Origin of the sequence: Arthrobacter oryzae, from assembly GCF_003634095.1 — a bacterium.
GTDB classification, from domain to species: Bacteria; Actinomycetota; Actinomycetes; order Actinomycetales; family Micrococcaceae; genus Arthrobacter; species Arthrobacter oryzae.
Map to the genome: position 1 here is coordinate 236,675 of NZ_RBIR01000001.1, position 21,671 is coordinate 258,345.

The window sequence follows — 21,671 nt, forward strand, 5'->3', positions numbered from 1 at the left end:
CTACTTGTAGACGCGGACCCAGTCGACCTGCATCTGGGAAGGCTTGGTGGCCGATCCGTCCGGGAACCAGTCCAGCTGCAGCGTCTGGTGCATGCCCACAGAGGGCAGGTGTGCCAGGTTGGTGTCGGAGAAAGTCTTCACGCCGTCGATGTATCCGGTGATGCCGGCCGGAGTCCATTCCACTGCGTAGTTGTGCCAGAGCGTGGTGTCGATGGTCTTGGCCGCCGTTGTCTGGAAGTTCGAGCCGCCGCAGCCATAGTGCAGGAAGAACTTAATCTGGGCAGTGTTAGTGGTGCCCTCGGCATAGTCGATCTCGGCGCAGTTGGGGGAGGTGTTGTTATTGGGCCACAGGATCATCACGGGGTGGTACTTCGGGTCCCGGGCGTTGGTCCGCATCCGTGCTTCCCACTTGCCATATTTCTGTTGCGCAAATTTGGCGGACATGCCGCCCGTGGTGCCCGCCGAGTCGCCTTTGACCGTGGCCACACCATTGGCAACTGACCACGCCTGCGGACTCCGCACCCCCTTGCCGGCGTGCCCTGCGCCCTTGAAGACGCTCCACTTGGTGGAGTTCGGGGCGCCGGTGTTGGAGAACTCGTCGCCCGCAACAACCGCCCCCCAGCCGCGGGCGGTCGCGGCCTGCACGCCATCGGTCGCCGCGACGGGGGCCTGAGCGGTAACGGGAGCAGCCGACGCCGGACCCTTCAGGGATGCAGCCCGCGCGCGGCTGGCCGGAGCCGGAACGACAGCCGCGGCGGTCCCTGACGGGGCGGCTCGGTGATTCGCAGCCGCGGAAGCTGTCCCCGCGACCGCCTTGGGGGCGGACACGCTGGCCGCAGCCTTGGGCGCAGTGAGTGCAGTTGAAGCCGGAAAGGTAGGGGCCGCGGCGGGGCGTGAGACCGGGCTGGCCGCGGATGTGGCCGCAGTTTCCGTCATGGAAGCTGCGCTGCACCCGGTCAGGGTCACTGCGCCCAGGGCCAGCGCGATGGCTATCTTATTGAAAGGTGCCTGCTTGAAACGTGCTTGCTCTAACGGTGTTTGCTTAAACAACGGACCCCTCCGGGCAGTGACTGGCACGCTCCACCGTCGTTTCCAGTGCGGCGGCGAGTGCGGGAAGCTTCATCCGGCCCCTGCCGGAAGGGCATGGGCGAGCAGACGCCGAACGGCGCAACCAGGCCCGGAATACGGGCGGCCCGGGGCCCTGCATTGGGGCCGGCCATTCACGGCCAGCGGCCAACGTTACTTGAGCGTTACCTTTGGCTGCAACCCGGGCAATAGGCGGGCCCACGCCTGATTCGGCGTGGGCCCGGAATTCTTTTTTGAGTTGCCGTTACACGCAGGCGGGTTGGTACGCGGCGTCGGCGGGGCGCCCGGACCCTTGAGCCAGCGCGTCGGAGACGAGTCGCTGGACGACGGGGTCGTTTGGAGTCTGATCATGATCGATCACGTCAGCGGGGCACTTGTCCTGGATGGTGATGTTCGTGACCTGCTGGGGCGAGCCGGCGAGGAACTGGCTTTGGTAAGGCGTCACCACCTCGTCATGCGTGGTGGAGATGACCGTGTACGCGGGCCCGGGAACAGTATCCCCGATGGAGTTGAGCTCGGCGAGGAAGGGCGAACCCGCCTGCTGGTCCGAGCAGGCCTGGCAGTTGGAACCGCCCACGGAGGTGGCGGGCGGGACGTAGCCGGGTGAGGGGACGATCAGTCCGCGGGTGCCGTGGTTGGACGGAGCGATGCCGATCAGCTGGTTTACCTTCTTGGCGCCATTGAGGAATCCCATGTAGTAGCGCGGCATCATGCCGCCCTGGCTGTGGCCGACCAGGTCGACCTTCTTTGCCCCTGTCGAGGCCAGTACGGCATCCACAAACGGGGCGAGCTGCCGGGCGGAGTCGGCGACCGGGCCCGTGGCGTCGACGCCGTTGGTCGCGCCGTAGTTCAGCGCGTAGACGCAGTAGCCCTGGTTCTTCAGTGCCGGCGCCATGGTGGCCCAGTTCTTCGCCATGTTCTCGAACGTTCCCGGAACCAGGACCACAGGGTAGGGGTGGGCCGCAGAGGGCTTGCAGGACCAGTCGTTTGCCCCGGGAGGCGAGACGTCGACGGTGGCGGCCTGGGTTGCCGGGGCGGCGGCCATGGATGCGCAGAGCAGTGCCATAGTCGCAAGGATTGCGGGTTTGATCAGATGGGGCACGGAAATACCTCTTCGTTTGGACGCGTCGGCAATGACGGTCTGCATGGAAAGAAGCGAGGTAGGGGATCACTCCCCGCTGTGATCCGGCTCACTTCTATCACTTCATGCTAGGAAAGGCATCCGCGGGCCCCGGTAGTTCTGAACGTTTGTGCACCGCTTTCTCGCTCGTCGGCGACTTTTAGGCGTTGCTCGTCACCTCGTTGCACGTTCGTGCAGTTGGATGCCTGCGAGGGCCGGGTGCTGGCCCGGAACGTTTAGGTGCCCTATTCGCCGGCGGGGAAGTCGTAGGCGGCCGGGATCGTTGCCGGAGCGGCGCCGTAAGACAGGACGATCTCGTCGTGCCCCTTCAGCGGGAGGTCCCGGATGCCGGCGTCGTGCTTCTGGCCGTTCACGTAAAGGGTCCAGCCGTCCAGGGAACCGGTCCCGGTGCCGGCGGCACCGCTGCCGCCGAGGACGCCCCATTCAGTCAGGAGCTGCCCGAGCGTGAAGACCTGACCGGCCGTGGGGGACTCGATGTGGATCACGCCGGTGGTGTCGTGCGTGTGCAGGGCTGAGATGCCGTTGGCCCTGTTGTCCGGGCCTGCCGTAATGCCGATATTGGCGGGCACCGGAACAGGCTTGCCGTCCTTGAGCACGTCCAGATGGGCGTGGTAGTGGTCCACGTTGCCCTCGGCGGTCAGCACCGAGAGGCCTGCCTGCGCGATCCGGCCGGGCGCTCCCGCGATGTCCAGTGCAAAATCCGCGGCGGGTGCCGACGACGTCCCGGTGGGCTCGGGCGACGGCCCTCCGGCCGACGTCGCAGTGGACGGCGCGGGGGCGGCGCAGGCGGCGACCCCCATCGTCATGGCGGACAGTGCGACGGCGAGTGCCAGTTTGGTGTGCATGGTTGCGTTAACCGCTTTCGATCGGAGGCTTGCCCTAACAGTCTAGGCAGAAGGGGCGCGCGGGACTCTCCGGGCGGACATGCGCCGCGTTTCCGCTACGGGCCGCGCCGGGAAAGAATGGACGCGTGAGTGATGCTGGCGAATTCATCGACGCCGCGCTGCAGCGGGAGAGTTCCTGGAGCCGTGCCGAGGAGCTGCGGTCGCGGCTGGGAAAGGAACCCGGGGCGGACGGCCTGCGCTTCTACGGCGCCTCCGTGGGCGCCGTCCGCGGAACCGTCCGCAATGCCGGGCGCCGCTATCCGGGGCTGTCCCATGATGAGATCACGGCGCTCAGCTCGGAACTGTGGAGTGTGCCGGTTTTCGAACGGCGCCTGGCGGCCGCGGTGCTGCTGCAGGCCAATGTGACACTGTTGACCAACTCCGACCTCACCCGGCTGGAGGGCTTCATCCGGGAGGCGCGGGCGCGTGACCTCGTGGATCCGCTCGCCGTCGAGGTCGTCGGGCCCCTCCTGGACGGACTCGACCTTCTGGCCAGGCTGCGGGCGGACAGCGTCCTGGACCGGTGGATGCGTGACCCCGATCCCTGGTTGCGCCGGGCCGCGCTGCTCTCGCCGCTGCTGGCCCTGCGCGCCGGCCGCGGGGACTGGGACAGGTTCGTCCGCCACGCCGGTTCCGTGTCCGGGGATCTTTCCGGGCGGTCCGCCCCTGACTCCGACGCCGCAGTGGTCCGGGAGGCAGTCTCCAGGGTTCTGGCGGACACGGCGAAAAAGAGGCCCGAGCTGCAGTTCACGTCCGTCGGAGGGTGATGATCCCACGCCGCGGTGCCGGCGCGCCCTCGTTCAGCCTTTTGGGTCGCCCGGGTCGCCCTGGCCGACCGCGCTGCCGGCTCCGCCGGATTTTCCGCGGGCCTCCGCGGGTAGCGCGAACCTCTTTGCCGCCCGTGATCCGGCCACCGCGCTTGCGGCGATGGTGATCAGCGCGCCCATCAGCAGGGCTGCTGCCTCGCCGGGGAGCAGGACCTCAAGCTGCGTGCCGATGCTCGCGGCCGCCACCGGGACACCGAGTTGGGCCGCTGACAACACGCCGAGCGGCAGCGGGAGCCCCAGGAATGCCAAACCGGAGTGCGTCAGCAGCGTCCCTACTCCCAGGGCCACTCCGAGCGCAATCATGTCCGGATGCCCGGCCAGGTCCTTGAGTGTGAGGGAGGCGCCCAGCCAGACGAAGAACAGCGGGCTAAGGAAGCCGTCGCTGAGGGCAAACAGCTGCCGGGCCAGCCGCCGCGGCTCGCCGACGGCTGCCACTACCAAGCCGAAGGAAAAGCCCGCCATCATCACGGAAATGTTGCCGAAAGTCGCCACACCGGCAAGGGCAAAAAGGACCGCCAGTTGTAATCTCAGCTCCAGCGCGAACTTGCGGTTTTCCGAGAGCCGGTGCACGCGCCCTCGGATTCCTGTTCCATCCAGCCAGCGCAGCACGAGAAAAAGCCCCAGAGCGCAGCCCATCACGATGAGTAGGGTTAGGGCCGACCGGCCGGCGTGCGGCGGATCCACCAGGAGCGGCAATGCCACAATGCAGGCTATGTCAGCGATCGCCACCTGCGCCGTCATCGAAACGACGTCGGGTCCGCCGAGGCGAAGGGAATCTACGATCGGCAGGACCAGGGCAGCCGACGAGGACGCCAACAGCACGACGTAAAGGGGAGCATGTCCAGTCCCGAAAAGCAGGCCGATGCCGGTTCCGACCGCCACCCCTGCCGCCGCGGCCGCCGCGGCCCGGCGGGCACCTTTGCCGAGAGCCGACCGGATCTGCGGATCCCGGACGGGAACATGGGTTCCGGCCACAAACATCATCAGCGCAAACCCGATGTTGGCCAGCAGGACGAACGTCGGATCCGCAGGGTTCACCAGGCCCAGGCCTGACCGGCCGATCATGATGCCTGCCAGCAGTTCGCCCAGCACCACCGGCAGCCGCCAGCGCACCGGCAGGGCCAGCAGTGGACCGGCCAATGCAACGACGGCGATCAGCGATAGGGTCAGGAACGTCATGGCTCGCCGCACCGCCCCGGCACCTGGCGCAACGGGGGAGCACCCGTGGCCGGGACGTCCCCGTGGGTCGAGTCCTTCGTCATGAATTGAGACTAGTCCCGTCCACCGCGAAGTGCGCCTACTGTGGTGTGCGCCGACTGTGCTGTGCGCCTACTGCGCCGTGCGCCTAGGGCGCGGGCCGCCGCTCCACCACCGCGTACGCCTTGCCGTCCAGAAAGGCCCAGTCATTGACCACCATGAACCCGAGGGCGTCCACCCGATCGTTCAGGACGTGCTCATCGAAGCCGCCGTCCCGTGGCTCCGCATCCCAGGTGGACACATGGACGTCGCCGCCGTCCAGGATGAGCAGTTCGGTGTTTACGTCGAAATCCTCCTGGGGCTGATTGCTCAACTGGCAGATGGCGACACAGTGGCTGTTCATTTCGGGCCTCCGGTTCGAGGGTTCGACGGCGGTGCTGGTGGCACCATCCTATGTTCGACATGCGGCGCCGCCCTATGGGCATTTGGCCGGGCATTTGACGGACGGCACCAGATCTGCCGTTATCTGAATGTGACATTGGAGTCCGGTTCGCGTTAGCGTGGAGATATGCCCGTTGTCTCCGATACGGGCGCTCCCCAGCCGATTGCCTAACTCTGCCGCGGCCCGGGGTAACTCGCATCAACGACCGGCAGAGACGGGGAAACCACTTTTTGGCCTGCTGATACGCAGGTCTCGGGGTGAAGCCGCACGGTGCCCGCAACGACGGGCCCGGGAGAGCGGCCGGGTGACTCCCATCCGAATCCGACAGCTCACCTCGCAGGCATTGGGAGAGGCTACATTCATGTCTTCAATCAGTACTTTTGCGCGCCATGCCGCCGTCTTCACCGCCGCGTCCGGTCTGGTCCTCACCAGCGGAATGGCGGCCAACGCCGCAGCAGCACCTGCGCAGCGCGACTCCGCCCCGGCGTCCAATGTGGACGTCAAGACACTCGTCAGCGCGCCGGTGAGCGCCGATTCGAGCGTCAAGATCAGCTTCGACCGCCCGGCGGTGGCCACCGTCGCCGCGCCGGTCATCGAACAGCCCAAGCCTGCTGCCGTGGCTCCGGAAGCGGCGGCTCCCGCAGCACCGGCCGCCCCCGCGGCTGCACCCCAGGCACCGCTCAAGGCAGTGGTGCAGGTGAAGGCCGCTCCCGCCGCCCCGGCGGCGGCACCGGCCAGTGGCCGCAACGCCATCATGCTCTCGTCCGCCTACAGCCAGCTGGGCATCACCCAGGACTGCACCGCCATGGTGGAAAAGGCCCTGGGTGCCGCAGGCAAGCCGGTCGGCGACATCGGTCCGCAGGCCTTCCTTGGCCTCGGAACCGTTGTGGCGACTCCCCAGCCCGGCGACATGGTGGTCCAGTCCGGGCACGTTGGCATCTACGCCGGCAACGGCCAGGTGATCAGCGGCGGCATGAACGGCACGAACCAGACGATCGTCCACCCGCTGTCCTGGCTCACTGCGACCGGCGGCGTGACGTTCGTGCGGGCCTAGGCCGAACGGGCCCTTAGAAGCCTGGATAGTCCGGAAAGACCGGCGATCGATTTCCCTTGGGGGCAAGCGATCGCCGGTCTTTTCTCTGTCCTCATGCACCGCGTGAGCGCTGCGTTGCCCTGTTTACGGTTGCCCTGCCTGGCTACGGGACTTCTCAGGCATTCCCGATCCCGGCTAGCGGGAGCGTCATCTTCATGACGGTCCCCTCGGGACCGGTCGACGCCACCTCTACGCTGCCCCCGGCAGCGACGGCAATCTCCCGCACCAGGGCCAGGCCGATGCCGAAGCTCCGCTGTCCCTGGGATCCGCCGGCGCCGGAAGTCCGCACGAAGCGGTCAAAGATCCGGGCCTGGTCGACGCCGGTGATTCCTGCACCCGTGTCCGCCACGGTAATGACCGCGTGACCCTGCTCCACCGACGTCGTGATGTTGACCCGGCCGCCTGGAGGGGTGTGGGCAAGGGCGTTGTCGGCCAGGGCCAGCACGGCACGGCGCAGCGCATTCGCGTCGATCCGTGCCAGCGGGCGGGCATCGGCGGAGAAAGCGAGGCGCACGTCCCGCTGGTCCGCCACCAGCCGGAGGCTCCCGGCGACGCCGGCGGCGGCGTCCGCGAGGTCTGCGGGCGCCGCCGAGCGGTCCGGGGCGTCAGCGGTTGCCGCGAGGAGCAGCTCGTTGACAATCCCGGTCAGGGTGGCGGCGTCCTCCCGGATCCGGGCAAGGTCCTTTGCCTGCCTGGAGCCGGGCTCGGTGTTGCGCTGGGCCAGCTGGATCCGGGTGTCCAGGATGGTCAGGGGCGTCCGCAATTCGTGGCTGGCGTCCTGGACGAAGCGCCGTTGCCGGGCCAGGGCGTCGCCGAGCGGACGGATGGCGCTGCGCGCGCTGAGCCACCCGACGAGGCCCGCCAGTACTACGCCGGCAACCCCGGCGATGACCATGGCCTTGAGCACATCCCTGGAATCCAGGTACGCGTAGGCCGTTCCCGCTGCCGGGCCCGGCACTTCCGGATGGGACAGCTGATTCATGAGGTACAGGGCCGTGACTGCGAGGAGCCCCAGGACCATGACGGCACACGCGGCGCTGATCCGGAGGGCGACCTTCAGCGAGGCCTTGCGCAGTGTGACGTGGTCCGGATTTTCGGGCAGTGTCCCCGCGTTACTCATGCGCATCGCCGATCTGATAGCCGACGCCGTGGACGGTGCGGATGACTGCCTTGGAGATTTTGCGGCGCAGATGGTGAACGTAGGTATCGATCACGCCTGGCTGGTCGGAGGCATGGAAGTGCGCGGCGAGGAGTTCGTCCCGGGTAAAGACCCGGCCGGGCTCCGCGGCAAGGGCCGCGAGGAGCTGGCCTTCTTTCGCGGTCAGTTGCACCGAGTGCCCGTACACGGATCGGACGGAGCGCAGTGCCGGGTCGAGCTCCCAGTTCCCGATCGTCAGCGCTGCTGGGACCGGGGCGAAGGTGCGTGTCAGGGCGCGCAGCCGGGCCGCCAGTTCGCCGGCGTCGAACGGCTTGGTCACGTAATCGTTGGCACCGGCGTCCAGGCCCCGCACTTTCTCCTGGGCATCGCCGAGCGCGGTCAGGATCAGGATGGGGGCGGTAATGCCTTTGGCCCGCAACGCCGCGATGAGCGAGATGCCGTCCATCACGGGAAGCCCGCGGTCGATCACCATCACATCCCAGGCCTCGGTCAGCCCCAGATGCAGGCCATCCTGGCCGTCGGTGACCAGCCGGACGCGGTAGTCAGGGTCCAGGAGTTCGGCGATGAGCGGTCCCAGCACGGCGTCGTCCTCGACGAGCAGCAGGGACGGACGGTCAGCGGTTGTCATGGCACCTATTCTTCCGTGGCCATTTCCTTGCTCCGCAGTCCGTCGCCGCTTGGATCCGCCGTGTCGCTGGCTGCCCCGGTGACTGTGGCTGCCCCGGTGACTGTGTCTGCGTCGGTTCGTGGGGCTGCGCCGCGGGTATTGCGCCGGCGCCGCAGGAACTGCACAAGTGCCGGCACCACCGAGACGAGGACCATGGCCACGGCGATCACGTCGATGTTCTTGGCGATAATGTCAAAGTGACCCAGCCAGGTTCCCAGAAGCGTGACCGAGGTGGCCCAGGCCAGCGCGCCGACGACGTTCCAGAGGGCAAAGGCCTTGTATTCATAGCGCGCGATCCCGGCACTGAGCGAGGCGAAAGTCCGGACCATCGGCACGAAACGGGCCAGCACGACGGCGGCGCCGCCGTGCCGCCGGAAGAAGTCCTCCGTGGTGGTCAGGTGCGCCGTCTTCAGGATCCGGGCATCGTCCTTGAACCATCGCCGGCCAAAGGTCCGGCCCAGCATGTAGCCGATCTGGTCGCCGGCGATGGCTGCCGCGGTGACGACGCCGATCAGCACCGGCAGGGTCAGTTGCAGTTGTTGATGCAGGAGGCCCGCGGTAAACAGCAACGAGTCTCCGGGCAGGAAAGGGAAGAGAACACCGGATTCGATGAAGACCATGAGCGCAATGACGCCCAAGGCGGCCGGGCCGAGGCCTGTGAGCAGGCTTGCCGGATCCAGCAGCGACGGCGTTCCGGTGGACTGCGCGGCCGGAAGGGCCGCCCAAACGTCAACGATATGCATCTCTTATGTCCTCTCGGAGCCCGGCGACCGGGTGGCCTGGCGGGGGGCAATCCGGGTGGCGAACCGCGGGGCGGCAAGGTTCCACAGCCCGGTGAGGACTACCACCGCTGCGCTCGCAGCGAGGAAGGACGCCGCGACGTCGGTGGGGTAGTGGACGCCGATGTACAGCCGTGACCAGGCCACGACCAGCGCCATCACTGCGGCGCCGACTGCCGTGACTTTGGCCAGGCGGGTGCCGCGGGCCAGGAAGTACAGTGCGAATCCCAGGGCCACCGCAAAGGACACATGGCCGCTTGGGAAACTGTTGGAGCCCGTTTCCGGAGACAGGGGATCGAACAGCAATGCCGGGTTGGGCCGCTGGCGGGCCACGATGGTCTTGAAGATTTCACTGGCCACCCAGCCGGACGATGCCACCAGACCGAACGCTATCGCCTTGAACAGGCCGCCGCGGAACAGCCAGATAAAAAGAGCCGCCGCGCCAATGAGTGCAACGCCGGCCACCGGACCAAACACCACGTTCAGCACCATCGTGACGGCGGTCAAGGCGGCGACGTGATGCTGGCTGAGATCCTGGTCGACACCGAGCTCGGCGGCGCTGAATCCCGGCGTCAGCTGCACCGTCAGGCCCAGGGCCAGCACGGCTGCGGACAGCAGGACGCCCAGCAGCAGCCAGTGGCGGACCCGGGGGAGCGCCCACGGCCGTGGTTCCGCAAGCCGTGGTTCCGCAGCGGTGCGCAGGGCGGCGGGATGCACGGCGGGACTGCTAGGCGCAGTATCGCGTTCGACAGGGGCGGGTCCAGTCATGGGATCCTCCGGTTCGGGACAAGGGCGCCCGGATCGGCACCGTGTTCCACTCTTCCGCCTGCCTCTTAAGAAACGCTTAAGAAGTGTCGGCCCCAGTGCTAGCGGGCATTGAGCGCCACTGGGGGGTGTTGAGTGCCATCGGGTGTGGAGGGCGGCCGGGTGTTGCGTGCCGCCGGCTATACGGCGTAGCGCAGCAGCGCGACCCCGTTGCCAAAGCCACGCGTCTCCATGAGGCGGAACTGTGCCCGGGTATCCGCTGACTTGAAGAGGGGGCGCCCCTGGCCAATCAGGACGGGATGGACGTACAGCCAATACTCATCAATCAAGCCGAGCCGCCGGAACGTGTCGGCAAGGTCGGCCCCGCCGAGGGCGAGGTCTCCACCCGGCTGCGCCTTCAGCTCCAGAACCTCCTCTGCCACCACGTCCCGGACCACGGTGGTGTTCCAGTCCGCCGCCGTCAGCGTCCGGGAGTAGACGATCTTGGGCATGTCCCTCCAGATCCGGGCAAACTCGGCCACCGGGGCGGGACTGGCGGGATCCGCATCCGCCGTCGGCCAGAACTCTGCCATCAACTCGTGCATCACCCGGCCCTCCAGAAACGCGCCCATGGTGACGAGGTGGTCGTTGAAATGGCGGTGCAGCTCGTCGTCGACCATGTGCCAGCTCAGGTCACGGTCCGGGCCCTCGAAAAATCCGTCGAGGGACACCTGCATGGCAAGGATGATTTTCCGCATCGCCGCTCCTTCCTCCGTCTCCAGTGGCACCAGAGTACGCCGCGGCGAGATCCTGCCGGTTGGGGCCGGGGGAGAGCCGGCGGACCGTTGAATGCCTCAGTCCGGCAGGATCTTGCCGAATTTAGAGCAATGCGGCAGGATGGGAGCCAGCAATCGATAGACCGGCAGCATCCTGCCGGACTGTGGAGTGCCGGGCTGAGGAGAGCGGGGCTGAAAGGCGCCGGGCGGCGGATATGGAAGGCGGGCGTAGGAGTGAGTACCGGAATGGATGATGCGCTGGCGGTGGCGGCGGGGATCCGGCATGCCCGTAAGGATGCCGGACTTACGCAGGAGGACCTTGCCCACCTGGCCGGGACGTCGGTGCGCACCGTCCGGGCCATTGAAACAGGCGCCGGCAATCCGTCGCTGCTGGCCGTCATCGCTGTCAGCAATGTTCTCGGCCTGCATCTGGCTGTCCAGTGATTGCAGTCCAGTGATGGCCCTCCTCATGCCCGGGGACCTGCAGGACCTGAAGTTTGTCCGGTCCGCAGACGTTTACAAAAACGGGATTTTAGCCGGTCACCTGAGCCGGTCCGGATCCGGCGGGGTGAGATTCGAATACCTCCCGGACTATGCCGATTCAGGCCTCCCCGCCGTGGCTGTTTCCCTCCCGGTATCCGCGACGACGGTGGAGACCCCCGCCGGGGCGCTCCCGGCCTTCTTCGCCGGACTCCTGCCGGAGGGTCACCGCCTCACGGTCCTGAAGAATGCGATCAAGACGAGCTTCGACGACGAACTGACCCTCCTGCTGGCTGTGGGCGCCGACGTTCCGGGGGACGTCCAGGTGGTCCCCGCGGGCGTGCCGCCTGTGGAGCCGCCCAGCCTGGCTGATACGTCCCGGCCGGAGGAACTGGACTTTTCCGAGCTGGCCAACGCCGTGGATCTCCATGGCCTGCCGGGAGTCCAGCGCAAGACGAGTGCTTCCATGCTGACCACGCCGCTTGCCGTGCGGGGCCACCGGTACCTGCTCAAGCTGGATCCGCCGGAGCATCCGCATCTGGTGGTCAATGAGGCCGCGCACCTGCGGGCAGCGAGGTCGTTGAAGATACCGGTGGCCAGGAGCAGGCTCATCGCAGACCGCAACGGCGTTCCGGGGCTCCTGGTGGAACGCTTCGACCGGGTGAAAGATCCGGCCGGCACGTGGGTCCGGCTTCCGGTGGAGGACGGCACGCAGGTGTTGGGGCTGCCGCCGGCGGCCAAATATGGCCTCAGTTCCGAGCAGGTTGCCTCGGCCCTGGCCGGGATCTGCAAGGCCCCGGTGGTCGCGAGCCGCAACCTCTACCTGCAGTTTCTCTTCGCGTGGCTGACCGGCAACGGGGACCTCCACGCCAAGAACCTGGCAGTCCTTGGCAACGGTCGTGACCGGACCATGGCCCCGGTCTTCGATGTCCCGTGCACACTGTTGTACGGCGACGAGACGCTCGCGCTGCCGGTCTCTGGAAAGACCAGGAACCTCAGGGCCAGGCACTGGGCCGAGTTTGCCGCCGCGCTGGGCCTTCCGCCGAGAGCGGCGGCCGCAGCCAACAGCACCGCGCTCGCCGCCGCCGGCACGGTCCGGATTGAAGATCTGCCGTTCACCGGATCCCCGCTGCGGGGGACGCAGCGGGAGTTGGGATTCCGGCGTCGGGAACTGACCGGCTGACCCCAGCTTTTCCCAAGGTCCGGCCCTTGCCCCGGGAACGGCGAGGGTAAAGAATGCAGGAACGTCATGGCCATACCGCGGTCAGTCACTTTCGGGGGGAAGAATGATGCGGGCGAACTTCTGCGAACCGCAACCCGGGCGGTGCCCGGATGAGTGAGCCGGCACGCGACGACGCGTCCCGCGGATACCGGGACCACCCCCGATCAAAGCCCGGGCCGGGGTCCATTACCCGGCGTTTGCGGCGGCACCGGCCGCACTACCTGACTGCGGCCGCCGTCGCGTTTGCCCTCGTTGTTGCCGGTGTCTCCGCCGGCGTCCAGTCGGGGGCGCCGGTTGATTCTGCGGCCGCCGCGGCGACGCCGTCCGGCACTGCCGCTGCGTCCCCTCTTACGGCCGTCCCCGCATCGCCGGCCCCGGCCGCCAGCGGCGCCGGCCGGGCAGCTTCGCCGAAAGCCACTCCTCCGCCCGCAACCGCGGCCGCGCCGAAGGCCGGCAAGGTCCCGGCTGCCGTTGCCCCGGCCGCCGCCCATAAACCCGCTAAGGTGCCCGCGGCGGCCGCCCGCAAGCCCGCTGCGGTGCCGGCAGCGGCCGCCGTCGCGGCGCCGGCGATCAGTCCCGAACTGGACGGCCAGATCGGCGCGATCATCGCGGCCAACAGCGCGTACGCGCTGGGGGTGTCCCTGATTGATCTTTCGGACGGCGTGGTCCACGGCTACGGAGTCCAAGGCAATTTCGTGGCGGCCAGCACGGCCAAGATCCTTGCCGCATCGGCTTACTACCACCTCGTGGAAACCGGCCGTGCCTCGCTGGCCGCCCCGATGGGCGGCACGACGGCGGGGGACCAGATCCGGCAGATGGTCCAGCAAAGCAACAACAATTCCTGGGCGCTGATCCTCTCAGCGGTTGGCTACTGGGGCATTGCCGCCTACGCGGCGTCGATCGGGATCACCTACGACTGCACGGTGAACCTGCTGACCCCGGAAGAAATGGCCCGGACCTTGGAGTTGCTCTATGCCGGTCGGCTGCTCAGTGCCCGCCACACCGCCCAACTGTTGTCCTACATGCAGAACACGAACTTCGAGACGCTGATCCCGCCGGCGGTTCCGCCGGGGATCGAGGTCTTCCATAAGTACGGGCTGCTCTATGGAAACCTGCACGACGCCAGCATCCTGGTCAAGGGCAGCCGGGCGTTCGTGTTCGTCGTGTACACCCGCGGCCTGAGCGAATCGGACATGGGCCCGCGGACCCGCATTATTCAGAAGCTCACCCGGACAGTCACCGGCGCCCTGTTCTAGCAACGCCCTGTTCTAGCAAACGCCCCGTTCCAACAAACCCATTCACGTGGAACTAGACGCCGTCAGCACCCGGCACGGGCCCTTTCCGTGGTGCCGTAGACCGCCGGGCTGACCGTGTAGCCGTGGTGGTCCTGCGCCAGCGCTTGCTTGTTGACGTCGGCAAGGGCGTCCTCGTCCAGCATCGTGGTCGAGTCCAGTTTCAGGAACTCCTGGCTGTCGCCGCTGGAGGCCGTGACTTTGACGGTCCCTACTCCTGCGCGGTAGTACTTCTGCTGGTGGCCGGCCGCCGACCCGTCGAGCGGGTTGTACTCGTCGACCTTGAGCGTGCCGGATTTCCTGCTGACCACCCGGCCGCAGTCCAGGAAGCCAATCGACGGCGCTGACGCCTGCGTATAGGGGCCATTTTTGGTTGACGGGCGCGCCAGCATCGCGAGCCCGGCCCGGGCCTTGTGCACGCCGGCGATGAATGTGCTCGGCGCGCCGGCAAACTTTCCGGCGTCGAACTCCTCCGGGTACTCGCCCAAGAGCCAGACCGCGCCCTTCTCGGTCTGGGCAAAGAAGGCCAGTTCTGATTCTTGCAGGATTCCGTCGGAGTAGTCACGGTCCCACAGGACAACCGTGCGGACGTCGTCGATCACCTTCGTCAGCCCGGTGACGATTGAGACGATGCGGTGTGCATGGACCTTCGGCGGGCTCGTGGTGAGGTCCTTGACGGTGCCGTTGTACTCGGAACGCGTCCCGGGTTTCATCGGGAGCCACGCGTTGTCCACCTCGGGTTCGTCCGGGAAATTTCCTGCCTTGAAGTCCGGGAGCGATCCCGGGCCGCAGTCGGTCGGGGCGCCGGCGCTGGCGTGAATACCCGGCTGGGCGCCGGGGACCGCCGCGCCAGTGCCGGCTTCTGCCGCGTTGGCGGTGAAGAGTGAAAGCGGCAGTGCAAAGCAACTGGCCAGGGCAATCATTTTGCGGAACATCGGATTTCCTTTGCGGCTTAGACCGCGGCCCGTAGCCGCGGTCAGGCTGGCGTTGGCGCGGCTGCGGCGCGCTCCCGTTCACGTGTCTTCCTGGATTTGGCGAACCGGAGATACAGCGAGGGGACGATAAACAAATTGAGCAACGTGGAAGTCGCCAGGCCGCCCAGGATGACGACGGCCATGGGGTGTTCAATTTCGTGGCCCGGAATATTACCCATGACCACCAGCGGCACCAGTGCCAGGGCGGTAGCCAGGGTAGTCATAAGAATCGGCGACAGCCGTTCCGCGGCCCCGCGCAGCACCAGGGCACGGCCAAACGTCTCTCCTTCATACGTTTCCAGGTGCTGGCAGTGGTTGATCAGCAGGATGCCGTTGCGTGCCGCGATCCCCATCACCGTGAGGAAGCCAACGAGGGAGCCGAGGGACAGGACTCCGCCGGTCAGGTAGGCGGCGATGACCCCGCCCACGAGGGCTACGGGCAGGGTGAGCAAAGACAACACTGCCAGCCGCCAGCTCCGGAAGGACGCCTGCAGAAGCAGCAGGATCACGGCAAGGGCCGCCGCGGAGTAGATCATCAGGCGGTTCGCTGCTGCCTCGCGCTCGGTGTACTCGCCAAGGAGCTGCACGCTATAGCCGGTTGGCAGATCCAGGCTCTGCATACGCGACTTCAACTGGCCCACCACGTTGCCCAGGTCTGCTCCCCGGGCCAGGAAGGCGCCAACTTCCACGCGGCGGGATCCGTTGGTGCGGTCGATCTGGTTCGGCGTCGCCTGCAGGCTCACGCTCGCGACGTCGGCAAGGCGCACCCGCTGCCCGCTCGGCGTATCGATGGGCAGGTCCTGGATGCTGGTAACGCTGGAGCGGGTGGCCGGGGTGCTCCAGACCTGGACGTCGTAGGCACGGCCGTCCCGGAACACGTCCCCCACCTCCTCGCCGGCCACGAGCGTCGCGGCCGCACGCCGAACGTCACCTGGTTTGAGCCCGTACTTCTGGGCGGCGGCCAGGTTGACCGTGACGGCGATCTGGGGAACTTCCACTTCAAGGGAGACATGCGCGTTCTCGGTGCCCTCGATCTGGTCCATCAAGGCCTTGACCCGCTGCGCCTGTTCCCGGAGCACGGTGAGATCGTCTCCGTAGACCCGGACCAGGATCGGCTCGCTGGCACCGGTGATGACCTCTTCAATCCGCTCCTTCAGATAGGTCTGGACATCACGGTGCAGCCCCGGGTAGCCGCTGACCACTGCCTCGACGGCGGCCACGGTTTTGTCGTAGTCCGCGTGCCGGTCGATGCTGATCCAGTGTTCGCCGGCGTTGACACCGACGATCTCGTCGGCGGCGAAGGCCTGCCCAATGTGCGTGCCGCAGTTCAGGACGCCCGGGATCTTGAGGAACTCCTCGCAGCCGCGCTGCGCAATTCTGTACTCCTCCGCGGCAGAGGTTCCCGGTTCCGAGATCCAGTGCATCAGGAAGTCCCGTTCCTTGAACACCGGGAACAGGGACGAACCCATCTGGGGGGCGAGGACTAGGCCCACCACCGCCAGCACGCCAAAGCCCACGTAGCCGTAACGGGGCCGTTTCATGGTCCGGGACAGGACACCGTGGTAGCCGCGTTTGAGCACACGGACCAGTGGGGGATCGCGCTCTTCAAGTTTGGCGTTGCCGAGCAGGATCAGGGCCAGGGCAGGCGTGAGCGTCAGCGCCACGAGCATGGAGGCGAGGACGGCCAGGGTGTAGGAGACGGCCAGCGGCCGGAAGAAGACGCCGGTCAGACCGTCAAGGAAGAAGATCGGTACGGCGGCGACCACAATGATCAAGGTTGCGTAGACAATCGGGCTCCGCATCTCCAAGGAGGCTTTCAGGACCACCGATGACGCGGATTCGACACCGCCGGAGCCCTTGATAGCCGCGGCACGGCGCTGCCGGAGCCGGCGCATGATGTTCTCGACGTCGATGATCGCGTCATCCACCACGACGCCCACGGCGATGACCAGTCCAGCGAGGACCATCGTGTTGATCGAACTGGACGTGAAATAGAGCACCAGTGCGGCAGTGAGCAGGGACAGGGGAATGGCGATGATGCTGATCAGGGCCGTGCGCCATTGGAAGAGGAACGCGACCAGGATCATGACGACGAGCAGGCAGCCCAGCAGCAGCGCGACGCTGAGATTGGAGATTGCCTCTTCAACGAAGCTGGCGGGACGGAAGATCGTGGTGTCGAACTTGATGCCGCTCAGGCCCGGCTGCAGCTCGTGGAGGGCCTCTTCCACTCCCTTGGTCACGTCCAGGGTGTTGCCCCAGGGCAGCTTTTCGACGATCAGCATGAGCCCGTGCCCGTTGTTGATCACGGCATCACCAATGAGCGGCTGATGGTCCTCCACCACCCGGGCCACATCTCCCAGATGCAGCGCCACACCGTTCTTTTCCCGGATGGTCACCTGGGCCAGATCGGCGGGCGTCTGGATCGGCTGGACGTGGCGGACCCCCATCCGCTGGGTCGGGCTGTCAATGAAGCCGCCCGTTCCGATGAACCGTCCGGGCGAGTATTTCAGCAGGCCCGCGTCGAGGGCGCCGGCGGTGACTTCCATGACCTGATTGAGCGAGACGTTCTGGGCCTTGAGCTTGTCCGGTTCCACCTGGACCTGAAGCATTTGGAGCCGCTCGCCCCATATGGCCACGTTGGCCACGCCGGGGACCCGCAGCAGCCGGGCCCGGATGGTCCAGTAGGACAGCATGGACATTTCGATGAGCGAATGCTCCGAGGACGTCATCCCGATCTTCATCACGCGGCTGGTCGCAGAGAGCGGCTGGAGCATCACGGGCGGGGCGGCCCACGTGGGGAGCGCCGCGGTCACCGAGGCCATCCGTTCCGAGACGAGCTGGCGGGCGTTGAGAAGGTCCGTGCCTTGGTGGAAGAGCAGCACGATCGATGACAGTTGCGGCACGGACTTGGAGCGGATCTCATCCAGGCCGGGCATGCCGCTCACGGCGGCCTCGATCGGCACACTGACAAGCTCCTCGACCTCCTGGGCGGTCAACCCGAGGCACGCGGTCTGGATTTCCACGCGCGGCGGGGCGAATTCCGGGAAGACGTCCACGGACGCGGCGCCCAACTGCAGCGAACCGAGCAGCATCACGGCGCAGGCGAGGGCCACGACGACCGTCCTGAACCGCAGGCTGATCCCGATGAGCCAGCGCATGTCACTCGCCCGTGTCGAATTCGGCGCCGAGAAGTTCCGCGGCGCCTGTCGTGACCACCACTGTCCCTGCCCGCGGCCCGTCCGTCAGGACGGCGACGTCGCCGTTGATGCGCTGGACGGTGATGGACTGGCGGATGTAGACCCGGGGCTGGGGGTTGGTGTAGACCCATGTGTTTCCGGTGCTGTCGTACAGTATGGCCGCGTAGGGAACCGTGAGCTTCCCGGAACGGGGATCCACGGCAGTCTTGGCCGTCGCGATTCCGACCCGTTCAATGGCGTGCTCAGTGAGGGTGAGCCGGTGCAGGTCCGTACCCGGTACTGCGGCGACCACCGCCGGGTCGCCTTCGGGCGGGGCGGCCGCCGGGGCTTGGCCGCACCCGGCGACGCCTAGAGCGGTGAACACCGTGAGAAGCGTTCCGACCATAACTTCAGTGACCTTATTGCCCCGACTCGAGGATGTTAAGGGAGACGATGTGGAGTTCATGACGGTTCCTGGCTTTCAGTTCGTTCAGCCGCGCCCGGGCCGGGCTGCTCGCTCGGGGCTTGCTTCGGCTCGGCGCGAAGCAGCACGGCGGGCACCACAACCAGGGTGAAGAAAGTTGTTGTCAGCAGGCCGCCCCAGATGATCACGGCAAGCGGCTGGATGATTTCGGTTCCGACGACGCCGCCGGCGAGGACCAGCGGCAGCAGCGCCAGGCCGGTGATCAGCGTCGAGACCAGGACGGGTCCCAACCTCTCCCGGGCCCCGCGGACCACAAGATCGGACCACGGCGCCGCGGCGTCCCCGGCCCGCAGGCTGCGGATATGGCTTGTCAGCAAGAGGGCACCGCGGACGGCGATTCCCAGGACGGCGGCGAAGGCGACGAGGGTGACCAGCGAGTTGATTCCGCCCGTGGCCTGGGCGGCCAGCACACCGCCGGACAGTGCCAGGATCAGGCCCAGGAAGAGCGGGGCGGCAAGCCGCCAGGTCCCCGTCGCCGTCTGCAGCAGCACCAGGATGCCCGCCGCGGCGACCGCCGCGAGCAGCCAGAGCCACTGGTAATTGCTTTGCTGCTGGGCATACTGGGTGAGGATCTCCGCGTGATAGGACATCGGGAACTGCATCTGCTGCAGGCCGGCGTCGATGTCGCGCTGGATGTCCGCCAGCGGGCGGCCCTGGATGTCGGCCTTGACGTCGACGCGCCGGGAGGTGTCGTCGTGCAGGATCACGGACTCATTCGCCACCATGTTCACCTGTGCGACGTCGCCGAGGCGGGCATGGCCGCCGTTGGGGGTGTCGATGATCAGGTTGCGCAGACTGTCCAGACTGTTGCGGGTGGCCGCGGCCCCCTTCACGATGACCGAGAAGACTTTTTGCTGTTCGTAGAGGTTTCCGACTTCAATGCCCTGCACGAGGGCGGCAGCCGCACGGCGTACGTCGCCGGGGACGACGCCGGCCTTTTGTGCCGCGGCCAGGTTCACCTTGACCTCGGCGATCGGCTGTTCGGCGGGCAGGTCGATGTGGGGATTTACGACACCCGCCGTGTGTTCCAGAAGCTTCTGGACCTCTGCCGCCTTTTGCCGCAGGATAGCCGGGTCGAGGCCATAGACCCGGACGGCAAAGCCGCTGTCCGCTTCCTCCCGGATCTGGTCAATGCGTTCCTGCGGGTACGTCGAGATTTTGCTGGTGAGGCCCGGATACCCGGCGATCACGCGGTCGACGGCGGCGGCTGTGTCGGCGTACGACGCGTCACCTGAGACTGTCACCCACAGCTCGCCGGAACTGACGTCGCCGACCTGGTCGGAGGTGATGGCGCGCCCGACGTGTCCGCCTACATTGGCCACGCCGGGCAGGGCCCGCAGCTCGGCGGCGGCCGCCTGGGTAATCCGGCTCATTTCCTGGTCCGAGGTGCCGGCAATCGCATTCCAGTGCACCACCAGGGTCTTGTCCGCCAGCACCGGCACCACGGGATGGCTGCCGGCCAACTGGGGAGCGAGCGCGAGTCCGGCCAGGGCCACCACCGCTGCGGCGGCAAACACCCAGCGGGTTCTCCCCGCCACACGGGTCACGAATCGGCCATAACGGCCCTCAAGCCGCGTCAGGGACCGCCGGTCCGGCGCCTTGGAACCGGCAGGAAGGACAAACGCGAGCGCTGCCGTGACGGTGAGGGCGACGATCATCGAGACAACCAGGGCAATCAGGTAGCTCTGGACCAACGGCCCGAAAAGTGCGCCGTTCTCACCGGCAATGAAGAGCGCAGGAGTGAGCGCCAACGCCATGATCAGCAGCGAGTAGAGGATCGGCGTGCGCACTGTTCGCAGGGCCTCCGGGATCACCGAGTCCCGGAATTGCCGGTCCCGCGCCTGTGCGGTGTCCATCCCGGTGCCGTCCGTCCCATGCTGGGCCGAACCGTGGCGGGATCCTGCTTCGGCGTTCCGCGCCCGGGCGATGCCGGTGAGGTCTTCCGCGACATCGCCCACGATGACGGCCAGGGCCAGCACCATGCCGGCCAGGACCATGGTGTTCATCCCGGTGCCGCGCCAATCGAGGACCAGCGCGGCCGCGGTGAGCGATACCGGAATCGTGATCAGGCTGATCAGGGCCGTGCGCCAGGAACGGAAGAACCCGCCAAACATGGCAACGATCAGCAAGAGCGTAATCAGCACGGCGATGCCGAGCGTCCCGACTGCGTCGTCAATAAAGGACGCCTGCCGGTAGACGCTGGTGTCGATCGTGACCCCGGGCAGGCCCGGCTGGAGGGCGCGGAGGGCCTCGTCAACTCCCCGGGTCACGTCCATGGTGTTCGTCTCGGGGAACTTCTCGATGACCAGCACCAGTTCGGCGTCCTTGCTGAGCAGGGCGTCGCCGATCAGCGGCTGGTGGTCGGTGGACACCGTGGCCACATCCTTGAGCAGGATATTCCCGGCCGGGCCCTCGATGGGGACCTGGCCCAGATCCTCCGGTGTGGTGATGGGCAGGACATGCTGGACGCCGATCCGCTGGTGGCCCGTCTCGAAGAAGCCGCCGGTGCCAGGTGTCGATGCCTCCAGGTAGCTCAGGGGGGAGACCCACACGGAGTTGCCTGTCGTCTTGATGACCTCGTCCAGGGTGACGCCCTTGTCCTGGAGCCGCGCCGGGTCCACCAGGACCTGGAGTTGCTGGTCCCGCTGTCCCCAGATGGCCACGTTCGCGACCCCCGGCACGGCCAGGAGCCCGGGTTTCATGGTCCAGCGGGCCAGGACGGACATGTCGATGGCCGACATCGTTTTGGAGGTGAGCCGGATCATCATGACGCGGCTCGTCGAAGACAGCGGCTGCATCAGTACCGGTGCTGCCGAAACGTTGGGCAGCGCGCGTGCCTGGGTCAGCCGCTCCGAGACCAGCTGGCGTGCGCGCATGAGGTCTGTCCCGGGTTTGAAGACCATTTGGATCGAGGACAGCCCGGGCACGGACTTGGACCGGATGGCGTCCACCCAGGCCACTCCGTTGAGCAGGTCGGCCTCCATGGGGGAAGTGATGAGCTGCTCGACCTCGGCCGCCGAGAGTCCCAGGGCTTCAGTCTGGATCTCCACTTGCGGCGGGGCGAATTCCGGAAAGGCGTCCACGGACATGCTCGGCAGGGTGGTGAGCCCGAGGGCCAGGATGCCTGCTGCCGCCGCCAGAACCAGGATCCGGAACTGCAGAACCCAGCGGATGATTGCGCTCATCATGGCCAGCACCCCGCTGACCGCACGGGAGTGAGCGCGTCAAACGAATCAGTGTCGAGAGAA

General features: G+C 67.0%; 19 protein-coding genes and 1 riboswitch. Of the genes, 5 read left to right on the plus strand and 14 right to left on the minus strand.

Annotated features, from left to right (window positions below; all coding sequences use genetic code 11):
• The 3 genes from C8D78_RS01155 to C8D78_RS01165 all read right to left on the minus strand — a co-directional run bounded on the left by C8D78_RS01155 (window position 1) and on the right by C8D78_RS01165 (window position 3,072).
• Window positions 1-828 (minus strand): glycoside hydrolase family 16 protein, encoded by an 828-nt coding sequence (locus C8D78_RS01155; protein WP_244208176.1) that lies wholly within the window; start codon window positions 826-828, stop codon window positions 1-3.
• A 502-nt stretch (window positions 829-1,330) separates the two neighbouring features.
• Complete coding sequence (locus tag C8D78_RS01160; RefSeq protein ID WP_244208177.1) at window positions 1,331-2,152, minus strand: esterase/lipase family protein; 822 nt, start codon at window positions 2,150-2,152, stop codon at window positions 1,331-1,333.
• 299 nt (window positions 2,153-2,451) lie between these two features.
• The gene (locus C8D78_RS01165; RefSeq protein ID WP_120950059.1) at window positions 2,452-3,072 is read right to left on the minus strand and encodes a DUF4430 domain-containing protein; all 621 of its coding nucleotides are present in this window, start codon (window positions 3,070-3,072) and stop codon (window positions 2,452-2,454) included.
• Between the two features lie 125 nt (window positions 3,073-3,197).
• Here C8D78_RS01165 and C8D78_RS01170 point away from each other — a divergent pair, with 125 nt between their 5' ends.
• The gene (locus C8D78_RS01170) at window positions 3,198-3,878 is read left to right on the plus strand and encodes a DNA alkylation repair protein (RefSeq protein ID WP_120950060.1); all 681 of its coding nucleotides are present in this window, start codon (window positions 3,198-3,200) and stop codon (window positions 3,876-3,878) included.
• Between the two features lie 33 nt (window positions 3,879-3,911).
• Here the strand turns inward: C8D78_RS01170 and C8D78_RS01175 are convergent, their stop codons facing one another.
• Together C8D78_RS01175 and C8D78_RS01180 are read right to left on the minus strand one after the other, a co-directional pair.
• Window positions 3,912-5,117, minus strand: coding sequence for a cation:proton antiporter (locus C8D78_RS01175; protein WP_120950061.1), 1,206 nt, complete (start codon window positions 5,115-5,117; stop codon window positions 3,912-3,914).
• A gap of 166 nt (window positions 5,118-5,283) precedes the next feature.
• A complete protein-coding gene (locus C8D78_RS01180) occupies window positions 5,284-5,538 on the minus strand; it encodes a hypothetical protein (protein ID WP_120950062.1) in 255 nt (84 codons plus the stop codon).
• 193 nt (window positions 5,539-5,731) lie between these two features.
• Window positions 5,732-5,934, plus strand: a riboswitch (cyclic di-AMP (ydaO/yuaA leader).
• Window positions 5,935-5,938: 4 nt separating this feature from the next.
• On the opposite strand from C8D78_RS01180, the gene C8D78_RS01185 reads away from it, so the two are divergent.
• Window positions 5,939-6,631 (plus strand): C40 family peptidase, encoded by a 693-nt coding sequence (locus C8D78_RS01185; protein WP_120950063.1) that lies wholly within the window; start codon window positions 5,939-5,941, stop codon window positions 6,629-6,631.
• Window positions 6,632-6,785: 154 nt separating this feature from the next.
• Here the strand turns inward: C8D78_RS01185 and C8D78_RS01190 are convergent, their stop codons facing one another.
• The 5 genes from C8D78_RS01190 to C8D78_RS01210 all read right to left on the minus strand — a co-directional run bounded on the left by C8D78_RS01190 (window position 6,786) and on the right by C8D78_RS01210 (window position 10,777).
• Window positions 6,786-7,796, minus strand: a complete 1,011-nt coding sequence (locus tag C8D78_RS01190) for a sensor histidine kinase (RefSeq protein WP_244208178.1) — start codon at window positions 7,794-7,796, stop codon at window positions 6,786-6,788.
• Complete coding sequence (locus tag C8D78_RS01195) at window positions 7,783-8,457, minus strand: response regulator transcription factor (RefSeq protein ID WP_120950065.1); 675 nt, start codon at window positions 8,455-8,457, stop codon at window positions 7,783-7,785. Before C8D78_RS01195 ends, C8D78_RS01190 begins: the two co-directional genes overlap by 14 nt.
• Window positions 8,458-8,462: 5 nt before the next feature.
• A complete protein-coding gene (locus C8D78_RS01200; RefSeq protein WP_120950066.1) occupies window positions 8,463-9,239 on the minus strand; it encodes a DedA family protein in 777 nt (258 codons plus the stop codon).
• Window positions 9,240-9,242: 3 nt separating this feature from the next.
• Entirely contained in the window at window positions 9,243-10,043 is an 801-nt protein-coding gene (locus tag C8D78_RS01205) for a phosphatase PAP2 family protein (protein WP_244208179.1), read from the minus strand.
• A gap of 176 nt (window positions 10,044-10,219) precedes the next feature.
• Window positions 10,220-10,777, minus strand: coding sequence for a dihydrofolate reductase family protein (locus tag C8D78_RS01210; protein ID WP_120950067.1), 558 nt, complete (start codon window positions 10,775-10,777; stop codon window positions 10,220-10,222).
• Window positions 10,778-11,041: 264 nt separating this feature from the next.
• Between C8D78_RS01210 and C8D78_RS01215 the strand changes: the two genes are divergently transcribed.
• The 3 genes from C8D78_RS01215 (at window position 11,042) to C8D78_RS19790 (ending at window position 13,753) form a co-directional block, all read left to right on the plus strand.
• Window positions 11,042-11,239, plus strand: a complete 198-nt coding sequence (locus C8D78_RS01215) for a helix-turn-helix transcriptional regulator (RefSeq protein ID WP_120950068.1) — start codon at window positions 11,042-11,044, stop codon at window positions 11,237-11,239.
• Between the two features lie 13 nt (window positions 11,240-11,252).
• Window positions 11,253-12,458, plus strand: a complete 1,206-nt coding sequence (locus C8D78_RS01220; protein ID WP_341867105.1) for a type II toxin-antitoxin system HipA family toxin — start codon at window positions 11,253-11,255, stop codon at window positions 12,456-12,458.
• Window positions 12,459-12,607: 149 nt separating this feature from the next.
• The gene (locus tag C8D78_RS19790) at window positions 12,608-13,753 is read left to right on the plus strand and encodes a serine hydrolase (RefSeq protein WP_208641837.1); all 1,146 of its coding nucleotides are present in this window, start codon (window positions 12,608-12,610) and stop codon (window positions 13,751-13,753) included.
• A 62-nt stretch (window positions 13,754-13,815) separates the two neighbouring features.
• On the opposite strand, the gene C8D78_RS01230 is transcribed toward C8D78_RS19790, so the two are convergent.
• Genes C8D78_RS01230 through C8D78_RS01245 form a run of 4 tightly spaced genes read right to left on the minus strand, consistent with a single transcriptional unit; the run spans window position 13,816 to window position 21,611 of the window.
• Window positions 13,816-14,724, minus strand: coding sequence for a hypothetical protein (locus C8D78_RS01230; RefSeq protein ID WP_244208180.1), 909 nt, complete (start codon window positions 14,722-14,724; stop codon window positions 13,816-13,818).
• Window positions 14,725-14,765: 41 nt separating this feature from the next.
• A complete protein-coding gene (locus C8D78_RS01235; RefSeq protein ID WP_120950069.1) occupies window positions 14,766-17,921 on the minus strand; it encodes an efflux RND transporter permease subunit in 3,156 nt (1,051 codons plus the stop codon).
• Between the two features lies 1 nt (window position 17,922).
• Complete coding sequence (locus tag C8D78_RS01240; protein ID WP_244208181.1) at window positions 17,923-18,345, minus strand: efflux RND transporter periplasmic adaptor subunit; 423 nt, start codon at window positions 18,343-18,345, stop codon at window positions 17,923-17,925.
• Window positions 18,346-18,401: 56 nt separating this feature from the next.
• Window positions 18,402-21,611, minus strand: coding sequence for an efflux RND transporter permease subunit (locus C8D78_RS01245; protein WP_244208182.1), 3,210 nt, complete (start codon window positions 21,609-21,611; stop codon window positions 18,402-18,404).
• Window positions 21,612-21,671 lie beyond the last annotated feature (60 nt).